Origin of the sequence: Gilliamella sp. N-G2, from assembly GCF_002142215.1 — a bacterium.
Taxonomy (GTDB): Bacteria; Pseudomonadota; Gammaproteobacteria; order Enterobacterales; family Orbaceae; genus Gilliamella.
Window position 1 is genome coordinate 1 of record NZ_NAST01000040.1, and the last position, 11,340, is coordinate 11,340.

Here is an 11,340-nt window from a genome sequence, read left to right on the forward strand (position 1 = left end):
ATAATATATTTATATATAGTTATATTTTTTTCTTATAACAAAGTTAATAGTTGATATTAGTTATTCAAAAAATTTTGAGGAGTGCACTTTATTTAAACGAAAAAAGTTATGAAATAAGGGGTCTCATAATTGATATTTTTCTATCAAAGTAAACAAATAAATCTATATAACTTGACTTTATTCTACGTTAAAATAGTATCTTTATTGTTATGACATATTAAGGAATCAACCTAATGACAACTGAATTAACCACACTTGATAAGATTAAACGACAAATTGCCGAAAATCCGATTCTTCTTTATATGAAAGGGTCGCCAAAATTACCAAGTTGTGGATTTTCAGCACAAGCGGTTCAAGTATTATCACAATGTGGCGTACCTTTTGCCTATGTCGATATTTTACAAAATCCCGATATTCGAGCTGAATTACCAAAATATGCTAATTGGCCTACTTTCCCACAACTTTGGGTTGAAGGTGAATTAGTGGGTGGTTGTGACATTATGTTAGAAATGTTTCAGACTGGTGAATTGCAGACTTTGATCAAACAAACAGCCGAAAAACATAAATCATAATTGTTTATTTTGTATGTAAAAAAGCAGGATGTAAAAAAAGAGAGTTCGTAACTCTCTTTTTTATTTATAGTTTTGACTTTGTTTTTAATCTAATGGCTGCTTAGTTTCTGCTTTAGCTTGCTGATCGTTATGCGATAATGGCCAACCGCCAAGTCGTTTAAAGCGATTAACAATTTCACAAAATAAAATGGCTGTTTTTTCGGTATCATATAAGGCACTATGGGCTTGTTTATGATCGAATGGCATTTCAGCTGCTTCACACGCTTTAGCAAGGACGGTCTGACCAAACACTAATCCACTAAGCGAAGCAGTGTCAAAGGTAGCAAAAGGATGAAAAGGATTACGTTTGATGCCTGCTCGTTCAGATGAAGCCATTAAAAAACTATGGTCGAAATGAGCATTATGAGCCACAATAACTGCTCGGGTGCAGTCATTGGCCTTAATACCATTCCTCACAAGTTTAAATATCGCTTCTAATGCGATTTTTTCATCAACTGCATCACGTAACGGATTATCAGGATCAATACCATTAAATGCTAAAGCTGTCGGCTCCAAAATTGCATTTTCAAATGGTTTTACATTGAATTGTAACGTTTCATCTGGTGCTAAAAAGCCCTCTTCATCCATTTTCAATGTAATAGCTGCAATTTCTAAAATTGCATTTTGATTAGGATCAAAGCCTGATGTTTCAATATCAATTACAACAGGATAGAAACCACGAAAGCGTTCATATAATTTAGCGTTTGGCACAATAATTTGTCTTTTTTGCAAAATAATTGATTATTATGTCAGTTTTTGAATATTTCGACTAGGTTAATCGTAATTTTTAGACAATTTATTTAGATTAAAAAACTGAACTGTAATAAGATGAAACGCTATTTTATGAGATTTGTTTAAATTATTTTTATCTATTATTAAAATGTATACCTAAGGGATTTAAATAATGCATGATAATTTTAAACATTAATTAATTTTCTCAAAATTATACAATTTAAAGGTTATCTAGAATGATGAATTATAGACTAATTCATCATTAACCTATATTATTAATCACTATATTCAATCATAAAACGATCAGCATCTTCCACCATAGATTTTATACCAACAAAAAATGGTGTGCGTTGATGTAATTCTTCAGGTTCAATATCTAGTATTCTTTGGTATCCGTCGGTTGCTTTTCCACCAGCTTGTTCGGCTAAGAATGCGATAGGATTAGCTTCATAAAGTAAACGTAATTTTCCGTTAGGATATTGAGCAGTGTTTGGATAAATATAGATACCGCCTTTTAGTAAGTTCCGGTGAAAATCCGAAACGAGTGAACCAATATAGCGCGATGTATAAGGTCGATAAGTTTTAGCATCTTCTTCTTGACAATATTTGATGTATTTTTTTACACCAATAGGGAATTTTGAGTAATAACCTTCATTAATTGAATAGGTGGTTCCTTGTTTGGGAAAGCGGACATTTTCGTGGGATAAGCAAAAAACACCGATAGATGGATCATAAGTGAATGCATGTACACCACAACCTGTTGTATAAACCAACATTGTTGAAGAACCATAAATAATATACCCTGCGGCGACTTGTTTATAACCAGGTTGCAAAAAATCTTGTTCGGTAACAGGAGTGCCTATTTTAGTGGTTCGATGATATATCGAGAAAATAGTACCTACTGAAACATTAACATCAATATTAGATGAACCATCAAGAGGATCCATTAAAACTACATATTTTCCTTCTGTTGCACGATCTTTTCCAAAAATAACTAAGTTATCTTCCTCTTCAGATGCTATACCTGCTACAACACCACGAGCTTCAAGGGCATTTTTTAAAGTTTCGTTAGCAAATATATCTAGTTTCATTTGTTTTTCGCCTTGAATATTTTGGGCGCCACTTTCACCCAAAATATCAATTAATCCAGCTTTATTTATGTCTCGGTTAATAATTTTTGCACCTAGTTTAATGGCTGATAATAAAGCCGTTAGTTCACCAGTAGCGTGTGGAAACTCTGCTTGTTTTTCAATGATGAATTCACCTAGAGTTTTCATAATTTAATAAATCCTTTTAGTTAATAATTTTGTCGCTTTTAAACACAGTTAACTATGTTTTTTTATGTTGATTGGTATTAATATACGTGAGTTAATTTAAGAAAGCGACTATAATTGTTATCAGTTGAATTAGTTTTTGGCATAAAATAAGTTTATGTAATTCATGATATTTTTATAAATGTTTTATTCGGTTAAGCATAAACAGTGAGGGTATTTTGCATCAATTAGAATTACAACAAATTATTAACAATGAACTCCAAGTGACACGATATCGTGACTATGCACCGAATGGTATACAAGTTCAAGGACGACCAGAAATTAAAAAAATTGTGACAGGGGTAACAGCTTGCCAGTTGTTGTTAGATAAAGCAGTAGAGCATAATGCTGATGCGGTTTTGGTTCATCATGGTTACTTTTGGAAGAACGAACCTGAAACTATCACAGGTATTAAGTATCATCGCTTGAAGACTTTACTCAGTCATGATATTAACCTATATAGTTACCACCTTCCATTAGATGGTCATCCATTATTAGGTAATAATGTATTACTTGGACAAATGTTTGATATTACGATTGATACGCGTGATGATATTACTGATTTACTTTTTAAAGGAACGTTCAAAAATCCAATAACCGCACTTGAATTTAAGCAGCAACTTGAGCTAAAACTACATAATGGTCGCAGTTCAGTTTTATTTTGTGGTGATAATGCTCCAGCATTAATTAAGCGAGTAGCATGGTGTAGTGGTGGTGGGCAGGATTTTATTGAATCGGCTGCTCAACAAGGGGTTGATGCATTTTTTACCGGTGAAGTATCGGAAAGGACAATTCATATTGCGCGAGAATATGGTATTAATTTTTATGCAGCAGGTCATCACGCAACGGAACGTTATGGCATTAAAAAATTGGGTGAATGGTTAGCCAGTCATAATGACTTAGAAATTATTTTTGTTGATATTGATAATCCTGTATAACAAAAGTTGAATTTAAATAAGAAATATCGCATACTTATCAGAAGTTTTTTTAATCTTTAAGTTGTTTTATAACCAATCATATGAGAGGTCGTTTTATGTTTACAGGAAGTCTGGTCGCACTTGTTACTCCAATGGATTCAAAAGGAAATGTGGACCATGTAAGCTTAAAAAAATTGGTCGAATATCATATTGAAAATGGCACGTCTGCCATTGTATCAGTAGGAACAACCGGCGAATCAGCAACGCTTGATCATAATGAGCACATTGATGTTATCAAACGTACCATTGATTATGCGGATGGACGAATTGACATTATTGCCGGGACAGGTTCAAATGCTACCAAAGAAGCGATCGATTTAACTCGTCAAGTTGAAAATATTGGTGTAGTTGGTTGCTTAACTGTTGCACCATACTATAATAAACCAACTCAAGAAGGTTTATACCAACACTTTAAAGCTATTGCTGAAAGTTCACCATTACCTCAAATTCTTTACAACGTCCCTGGCCGTACTTGTAGCGATATTAAACCTGAAACCGTAGGTCGATTAGCTAAAGTTAAAAACATTGTTGCTTTAAAAGATGCTACAGGCGATTTATCTCGCGTTTATAAAACTCGTAAATTAGTTGGGGAAGACTTTAAGTTATTAAGTGGCGATGATGCAACTTTCTTAGACTTTATTATTTTAGGTGGTGATGGTGTTATTTCGGTAACGGCAAATGTGGCTGCAAAACAAGTTGCAACCGTTTGTGAATTAGCATTTAGTAACCAAATTCAACAGGCACGCACTTTAAACGATACTTTAATGGGACTTCATACTCATTTATTTATTGAACCCAACCCAACGCCAGCTAAATGGGCGTGTACTCGTTTAGGCTTAATGGCAAACGGCACTATTCGTTTACCATTAGTACAATTAAGTGATGCGGCCATTCCGGCAGTTGAGCAAGCATTAAAAGATGCTAATTTACTGTAATATTGACTATAACCCTTAATTTATAAGCAGGAATTTATGTTGAATAAAACTGTATTAAAAAGCAATGCCTTTAAAAGAATAGCTATTTTATCTGCATTTGCTTCTATATTTCTTGTTGGCTGTAGTAGTGACCAAAATTATAAACGAGAGGTTGATGGCAATGAAGATTACCTCAACTCGCCCGCTTTAAAATCGCTAGTTATTCCTGAAGGTGTTTCTGTACCAATTGAAGCTGGTGACTATTATGTTGATAAAAATAATATTGAAGGAATTGTTGGTAAACAATTAGATATTCGTCCGCCAACATTGCCTATTCCAACTATTTCTGAAGCTTTTGTTATTTATAACCATGGTATGGTTACCTTTAACGCACCAGTCAGTTATGGCGTTTGGAATAATATTCCAAGTAGTTTAAACAAACAAAATATTTTGCTTAGTTCAAGTGATAGTAAAACTATTAAAACCGATAACGCGGTTATTATCCGTCAAGATGAACAACAACCTGTTAGGGCATCGTTTGTAATTAATCGTCAAATTATAGGCGAAACTGAAACCATCACCATTGTATTAAATTCATTAACGCGCGGTGGCGAAGATCTTATGTCTCAACCGATTGAAGTTCAGCGTTATGTGGTTGGATTATTTAATCAAATAATGGATGACGTTGCACCCGAATCGCTAAGAACTGTTCCGATTAAAGAAAAAACAGAAGAAGACAAAAAAGATAGTAAGGAATCAGATCCAAACAAAGATTTGAAAGAAGATCTTAAAGATAGCATTAGAAAAGATCGCTAATTTAATGATCCTATAATCATCATTTAAACGTGTTAAAACAGTGCAAAGCCTATTTTAACTCCAATGGTGGATTAAGTTATCTTGGCTATGTTTTTATTATGAATGTTCATAACGGATAAAATATGGCAAGGTATATGATTTAAAATTGAGGGGCGAATAGCTCCTTAATTATTTATTGACATTTTGATATAAGGTTATGAACATGAAAAAGTTGGCTGAGCTTTATCGTGGTAAAGCAAAAACTGTTTACACGACTGACACCCCCGATCTACTAATCCTTGAATTTCGTAATGATACGTCGGCATTTGATGGACTGCGCATTGAACAGTTAGATCGTAAAGGGATGGTTAATAATAAATTTAACTATTTTATTATGACTAAGTTGCGTGAAGCAGGTATTCCAACTCAGGTTGAAGCCCTTTTATCAGATAATGAAGTATTGGTTAAAAAACTTGATATGGTACCAGTTGAATGTGTGGTACGTAACCGTACTGCTGGTTCATTAGTTAAACGTTTAGGTGTTGAAGAAGGTAGAATCCTTAACCCACCAACATTTGAATTATTTTTAAAAAATGATGAGCTACATGACCCAATGGTTAATGAATCACACTGTAAAGCCTTTGGTTGGGCAACTGATGAACAATTAGCAACCATGAAGGAACTTAGCTTTAAAATCAATACTGTTTTAACCGAGTTATTCAGTAAAGCAGGCTTAATTCTCGTTGATTATAAACTAGAATTTGGTTTATTTAAGGGTGAAATCACCTTAGGTGATGAATTTTCCCCAGATGGTTGTCGTTTGTGGGAAAAAGAGACTTTGAAAAAAATGGATAAAGATCGTTTCCGCCAAGGTTTAGGTGGTGTGATTGAGGCCTACGAAGAAGTTGCCAAACGTATTGGTGTTCCGCTTTAATGTTTGTCCAATTTGACATCTCATTTTTTCTTTTATTAGGTTTAGCGGCACTGTGTTATATCACGCATAATAATACAGTGACTTTTGCAGTGTTACTTCTGTTGTTATTTAAATTAACTCCACTAGCAACTTATTTTCCGTTCCTGAATCAATATGGCCTAACCATAGGGATAGTTATTTTAACTGCAGCTATGATGGTGCCGTTGGCTGATGGTTCATTAAAAATCACTGATATTTTAAAATCATTTACCACTTGGCAATCATCACTGGCTATTTTAGTCGGGATTTTAGTTTCTTGGCTTGGAACGCGTGGTATATCACTAATCGGGGCTCATCCAACCATAATAAATGGTTTAATAATTGGCACATTAATTGGTGTGACTTTTTTCAAAGGGATACCGGTCGGTCCATTAATTGCGGCGGGTATTTTGTCATTATTGATTGGAAAAAGTTAATTAATGGTTAATAACACCAGAAGACTTTGGGTGTTAAACGGTTCGCCAGCCCAATTATTTAATCGAGTCAGTTCTATTGTTCAACAGCAGCCGGGCGATTGGCTTACTGTTACTGCGCAAACCAATTTGCCAATAGCAATTAAAAATCATATTCAACCTAATCAAAGCAAGTCATTACTCGGGCGAGAGTTTAAGCATGCTATCTTTGATGCCACCGAAGGCTTTAATCTAGATGCGTTTGCGATGTTAGCCGGCACCTTAGTAAAAGACAGTGTACTAATATTATTTTTGCCGGACGATTTTGCGAATTGGGTTGACCAAGATAGTTTACGTTGGAATGAATCCCCTATACCGATTGGTGTGCCTAATTTTGTTCATCATTTACAACAAATCTTATTAGAATTTACCACAAAACAACCACTAATATTTGAACCATTACATGATAAACAATGCGATTTAACTGAGCAACAGTATGTTTTAGAACAACTATTACAAAGCAATAATCGCTTAAATATCGTAATTGCAAAACGTGGTCGCGGTAAATCAGCATTAGCTGGACAGTTTACTCATCATCATAATTGTTGGGTTACTGCACCCAATAAAAATGCACTAACGACGTTTTTTCAGTTTGCTAAACAAGAGACACCATTTTACGCACCCGATCAACTTATTGAAATGTCTGAATATCCACCTTTTGAATGGCTCATTATTGACGAAGCGGCGATGATCCCCGTACCAATGCTTGAGCAACTTTTACAACTTGCACCTAAAGTCTTATTAACTACTACAGTAGAAGGTTATGAAGGAACTGGACAGGGTTTTTTATTGAAATTATTAAACAATCAAACCACAAAGCGATTTTATCTTAATACGCCTATACGTTGGCAAGATAACGACCAGCTAGAGCAATTTTCCGATAAATTACTGCTTAATGGTGTAATGACGATAAAATCGCAAACTAATGAGCAAACTATTGCTTATTCACTTACCGAAAGGGCTGATATAGAGACACTTAAATCGATCTACTATTTATTAAAAAAAGCTCATTACCAAACAACTTTAGTTGATCTAAGAAGACTTTTTGACGCACAAAATCTGATGGTTTGGCAGGCAAAAAAAAGCGATCAACTGATTGCTGCTGCTATTACAATTGATGAAGGTAACTTATCAGATGAGCTAATTGAGGCAGTTTGGAAAGGTACACGTCGACCAAAAGGTAATCTTGTTGCACAATCATTGGTTGCACATGCTGGCGAAAAATTGGCGGCTAAACTCAAATCAGTCAGAATTAATCGCATTGCTGTTATCGAACCTTATCGACGTCAACAAATTGCCAAACAGTTGATTGAACTTATCTATCAACAAGCAATGAAAAATAATAAAGATTTTGTCTCGGTTAGTTTTGCTTATAGTGAGGACAATTACCAGTTTTGGCAAGCTTGTGGCTTTACCCTAGTGCATATTGCCAGTCATAAACAAGTCAATTCTGGTAGTTATTCAATGATGGCTATTAAGCCTATTACCCAGCAGGGTTACGAACTTTGCCAACGCTTAGGGCAAAATTTAAAGCGAAATAGTTACTGGCTTAACGTAATTATTGATTTACCATTTAGTAAGCTAATCACTATTGATCATCAACAAACATTAACACCTCAAGATTATCAAGAACTGCAAGGTTTTTGTTATTACCATCGACCGTTTGAAGCATCCTATCCAGCACTGTGCCGTCTTGAAAAGATCAGTAAAATGTCATTATTAACTGAATTATTACAAAATAACAGATTAGGATTAACTAACCAATTAACCAGTCGAAATGAGATGATTCAGGCCATTAAACAAGAAGTAAAAACATGGTTTGAAAATCAGCAAACATAAAGAGTGATTAGTTTACGATCAAAAAGTGAAAAGCAAGTTGCCGCCTGATTTAATCTGCGTTTAAAATGATGACAATATTAAGTAAAAGGAACCCATTGTGACAGCGTCCAAGTTAGAAAATCAATCACAGCATCAATATATCCATAAGCGTTCAAAATCAGGTATTGATTACTTTATTCAAGGTTGGTCATTAGCGTTTAGTCCTGGCTTAAAACGTTTTGTATTTCTACCATTGCTTGCTAATATCGTTATTATGTCGATGTTATTTTATTGGTTTTTTGTTTCGATTACAGGTATGGTGGATTGGGGATTATCATTTATTCCGAGTTGGTTGCATTGGTTGGGTTATATTATTAGTGCTGTTGTGATTTTAACTTTAGCGATCTTATTCTGTTACTTCTTTAGCACCATCACTAACATAATAGCAGCGCCATTTAACGGCTTGCTAGCCGAACAGGTAGAAGCGCAACTAACAGGCGTGAATGCACCCAATACGTCTTGTATGGGCCTATTAAAAGACTTACCACGCATATTAAAGCGTGAATTACAAAAATTTGGTTATTATTTGTTATGGGCGATTCCTATTTTGCTAACTTATCTAATTCCGGTCATCGGACAATCGGTTACCCCGATAGTGTGGTTATTATTTACTGCTTGGCAAATCAACATACAATATGCAGATTATGCATTTGATAACCATAAAGTCTCTTTTGAACGTATGCGCCAATTATTAAAACAAGATCGCGCTGATAATCTCATGTTTGGTATGTTAATCAGTTTTTTTACTATGGTACCTTTGTTGAATTTAATTGTTATGCCAATAGCGGTTTGTGGTTCAACTGCGATGTGGGTTGATCGCTATCGTCATCAAGCTATTTTTGCCAATAAAAGTGATAATTTTAAATAATTGATCAATTATTCTTGCAAAGGGTGGTTTGGCCAATCATCGTCTTCATCATCAGTATAAGGGATAGGTTTTATCCCTTTCTTTTTTTCTAAATAGTGTTTATAGCTTAATTTATTTAGTGCTTTAATCGTATTAATAAAGATTCCAACTAAAATAATCAGAATCACCCACCAATAATCTCTAAGCCATTCCATCCCAATCCCCCCTTAAGAATGAGTACTTAACACATAGTGTGATAAAATCTATCCTAGTAACAACCTCTCTAAAATATCGATATAGATAGCTTGTAATGTAATAATATCTTGGCAATTCACATTTTCATTAACTTTATGAATGGTATTATTTAATACACCAAGTTCAATCACTTGACAACCCAACTTAGCAATAAAACGCCCATCAGACGTACCACCACTTGTCGATAATTTGGTATCAAGCTGCGTAAAGGTCTTAATCGCACTTGTCGCCGCATCGGTTAGTTCACCTTGTGGTGTTAAAAATGGATGACCAGACAATCGCCAATTCAAGGTATATTTTAAATCGTGTTTTTGCAAAATCGCCTCGACTTTCGCTTTGATCATCTCGTCGGTCAATTCACTACTATAACGGAAGTTAAACTGAACCGACAAGTCACCAGGCACCACATTTTCAGCACCTGTACCGCCATTAATATTAGCTATTTGCATCGTGGTTTGAGGAAAATACTCATTGCCATTATCCCACACTGTGGTCACCAGTTCATTTAATGCGGGGGCAAATTTATGAATCGGATTATCAACAAGATGAGGATAAGCAACATGGCCTTGAATTCCATGAACCACAAGATTGGCAGTTAAAGAACCACGACGACCATTCTTAATTTGATCACCCAGTACGATATCACTGGAAGGCTCGCCGACAATGCAATAGTCGATCTGTTCTTGCCGTTGAATCAGTAAATCAACCACTTTTACTGTACCATCAGTCGCATCAGCTTCTTCATCAGATGTAAGCAAGAACGCTATTCTTCCTGTATGATCAGGATATTTTTTAACAAACGACTCAGCAGCGCAAACCATTGCCGCCACGCCACTTTTCATATCCGCTGCACCACGGCCATAAAGAACGCCATTCTCATCAATAGTCGGCACAAAAGGTGGATAGTTCCACTTATTCTCATCACCAGCCGGCACCACATCAGTATGACCGGCAAACATTAATGTTTTACCAATACCATGATAAGCCCAAAGGTTTTTCGTCTTATTAATATTCACTTCTTCAATTACAAAGCCTAATCGCTTTAAACGATCGATGATCATATTTTGGCAGTTTTTATCATCGGGGCTTATCGATTTTTCGGCAATCAATGCCTTAGTTAGTTCAATAACTGATTCAGTCATAATGGTCTCAATTTTATTAATTAGAGTTAACAAATTGCGAATAACTCTCGTCAGAGAAACCCAACAGAGCTCGCTTGCCATCAACAAGTAATGGGCGCTTTAAAATAGATGGATTGGCTAACATAATCTCCATAGCGGCATCTTGATTATTAATTTGATTGCGCACAGATTCTTCCAGTTTACGCCATGTGGTACCGCGGGTATTTAACAATCTTTGCCAATCAACAACATCTAATAATCGAGTTAACAACTCTGCCGACAAACCATCAGTTTTATAATTATGAAATTGATAATTAATATGATGATTATCAAGCCAAGTAAATGCCTTTTTCATAGTATCGCAATTCTTAATTCCGTAAATAACATACATAACTATTTTCCTAAAAAATAGAAAAACTGATTATAACAGCTAACCTAAAAAGACAGCAAACAGAGGAAAACAAGATGTAGT

Annotated in this window: 13 protein-coding genes; 8 read left to right on the forward strand and 5 right to left on the reverse strand. The window is 35.1% G+C overall.

Translation table 11 applies throughout. The features are described 5' to 3' along the window. Nucleotides 1–233 precede the first annotated feature (233 nt). Nucleotides 234–572 (forward strand): Grx4 family monothiol glutaredoxin, encoded by a 339-nt coding sequence (locus B6C99_RS12300; RefSeq protein ID WP_086360089.1) that lies wholly within the window; start codon nt 234–236, stop codon nt 570–572. An 84-nt stretch (nt 573–656) separates the two neighbouring features. Here B6C99_RS12300 and rnt read toward each other — a convergent pair whose 3' ends face one another. Together rnt and fbp are read right to left on the reverse strand one after the other, a co-directional pair. Beyond that, the gene (rnt, locus tag B6C99_RS12305; protein ID WP_216819486.1) at nt 657–1,343 is read right to left on the reverse strand and encodes a ribonuclease T; all 687 of its coding nucleotides are present in this window, start codon (nt 1,341–1,343) and stop codon (nt 657–659) included. A gap of 275 nt (nt 1,344–1,618) precedes the next feature. After that, complete coding sequence (fbp, locus tag B6C99_RS12310; RefSeq protein WP_086360090.1) at nt 1,619–2,620, reverse strand: class 1 fructose-bisphosphatase; 1,002 nt, start codon at nt 2,618–2,620, stop codon at nt 1,619–1,621. Nucleotides 2,621–2,835: 215 nt separating this feature from the next. On the opposite strand from fbp, the gene B6C99_RS12315 reads away from it, so the two are divergent. The 7 genes from B6C99_RS12315 (at nt 2,836) to cysZ (ending at nt 9,513) form a co-directional block, all read left to right on the forward strand. Further along, entirely contained in the window at nt 2,836–3,594 is a 759-nt protein-coding gene (locus B6C99_RS12315; RefSeq protein ID WP_086360091.1) for a Nif3-like dinuclear metal center hexameric protein, read from the forward strand. 95 nt (nt 3,595–3,689) lie between these two features. Then, nucleotides 3,690–4,568, forward strand: coding sequence for a 4-hydroxy-tetrahydrodipicolinate synthase (gene dapA, locus B6C99_RS12320; protein ID WP_086360092.1), 879 nt, complete (start codon nt 3,690–3,692; stop codon nt 4,566–4,568). A 36-nt stretch (nt 4,569–4,604) separates the two neighbouring features. After that, nucleotides 4,605–5,363 (forward strand): outer membrane protein assembly factor BamC, encoded by a 759-nt coding sequence (gene bamC, locus B6C99_RS12325; protein WP_086360093.1) that lies wholly within the window; start codon nt 4,605–4,607, stop codon nt 5,361–5,363. Between the two features lie 202 nt (nt 5,364–5,565). After that, the gene (gene purC / locus B6C99_RS12330) at nt 5,566–6,276 is read left to right on the forward strand and encodes a phosphoribosylaminoimidazolesuccinocarboxamide synthase (RefSeq protein WP_086360094.1); all 711 of its coding nucleotides are present in this window, start codon (nt 5,566–5,568) and stop codon (nt 6,274–6,276) included. Beyond that, a complete protein-coding gene (locus B6C99_RS12335; RefSeq protein WP_086360095.1) occupies nt 6,276–6,731 on the forward strand; it encodes a DUF441 domain-containing protein in 456 nt (151 codons plus the stop codon). Before purC ends, B6C99_RS12335 begins: the two co-directional genes overlap by 1 nt. A gap of 3 nt (nt 6,732–6,734) precedes the next feature. Next, complete coding sequence (locus B6C99_RS12340; protein ID WP_086360096.1) at nt 6,735–8,606, forward strand: tRNA(Met) cytidine acetyltransferase TmcA; 1,872 nt, start codon at nt 6,735–6,737, stop codon at nt 8,604–8,606. A 97-nt stretch (nt 8,607–8,703) separates the two neighbouring features. Next, the gene (cysZ, locus tag B6C99_RS12345; protein ID WP_216819487.1) at nt 8,704–9,513 is read left to right on the forward strand and encodes a sulfate transporter CysZ; all 810 of its coding nucleotides are present in this window, start codon (nt 8,704–8,706) and stop codon (nt 9,511–9,513) included. 8 nt (nt 9,514–9,521) lie between these two features. Here the strand turns inward: cysZ and B6C99_RS12350 are convergent, their stop codons facing one another. Genes B6C99_RS12350 through B6C99_RS12360 form a run of 3 tightly spaced genes read right to left on the reverse strand, consistent with a single transcriptional unit; the run spans nt 9,522 to nt 11,259 of the window. Next, a complete protein-coding gene (locus B6C99_RS12350; RefSeq protein WP_086360097.1) occupies nt 9,522–9,707 on the reverse strand; it encodes a YpfN family protein in 186 nt (61 codons plus the stop codon). Between the two features lie 48 nt (nt 9,708–9,755). Continuing rightward, nucleotides 9,756–10,889: a succinyl-diaminopimelate desuccinylase gene (gene dapE / locus B6C99_RS12355; RefSeq protein WP_086360098.1), complete on the reverse strand. Its 1,134-nt coding sequence runs from the start codon at nt 10,887–10,889 to the stop codon at nt 9,756–9,758. A gap of 16 nt (nt 10,890–10,905) precedes the next feature. Beyond that, entirely contained in the window at nt 10,906–11,259 is a 354-nt protein-coding gene (locus tag B6C99_RS12360; RefSeq protein ID WP_086360099.1) for an ArsC family reductase, read from the reverse strand. Nucleotides 11,260–11,340: the final 81 nt, after the last annotated feature.

What these genes read in the sequence shown, in the direction of transcription:
- B6C99_RS12300 (WP_086360089.1), top strand. Translation starts at nt 234, where the DNA reads ATGACAACTGAATTAACCACACTTGATAAGATTAAACGACAAATTGCC.
- fbp (WP_086360090.1), bottom strand. Translation starts at nt 2,620, where the DNA reads ATGAAAACTCTAGGTGAATTCATCATTGAAAAACAAGCAGAGTTTCCA.
- dapA (WP_086360092.1), top strand. Translation starts at nt 3,690, where the DNA reads ATGTTTACAGGAAGTCTGGTCGCACTTGTTACTCCAATGGATTCAAAA.
- bamC (WP_086360093.1), top strand. Translation starts at nt 4,605, where the DNA reads ATGTTGAATAAAACTGTATTAAAAAGCAATGCCTTTAAAAGAATAGCT.
- purC (WP_086360094.1), top strand. Translation starts at nt 5,566, where the DNA reads ATGAAAAAGTTGGCTGAGCTTTATCGTGGTAAAGCAAAAACTGTTTAC.
- B6C99_RS12335 (WP_086360095.1), top strand. Translation starts at nt 6,276, where the DNA reads ATGTTTGTCCAATTTGACATCTCATTTTTTCTTTTATTAGGTTTAGCG.
- B6C99_RS12340 (WP_086360096.1), top strand. Translation starts at nt 6,735, where the DNA reads ATGGTTAATAACACCAGAAGACTTTGGGTGTTAAACGGTTCGCCAGCC.
- B6C99_RS12350 (WP_086360097.1), bottom strand. Translation starts at nt 9,707, where the DNA reads ATGGAATGGCTTAGAGATTATTGGTGGGTGATTCTGATTATTTTAGTT.
- dapE (WP_086360098.1), bottom strand. Translation starts at nt 10,889, where the DNA reads ATGACTGAATCAGTTATTGAACTAACTAAGGCATTGATTGCCGAAAAA.
- B6C99_RS12360 (WP_086360099.1), bottom strand. Translation starts at nt 11,259, where the DNA reads ATGTATGTTATTTACGGAATTAAGAATTGCGATACTATGAAAAAGGCA.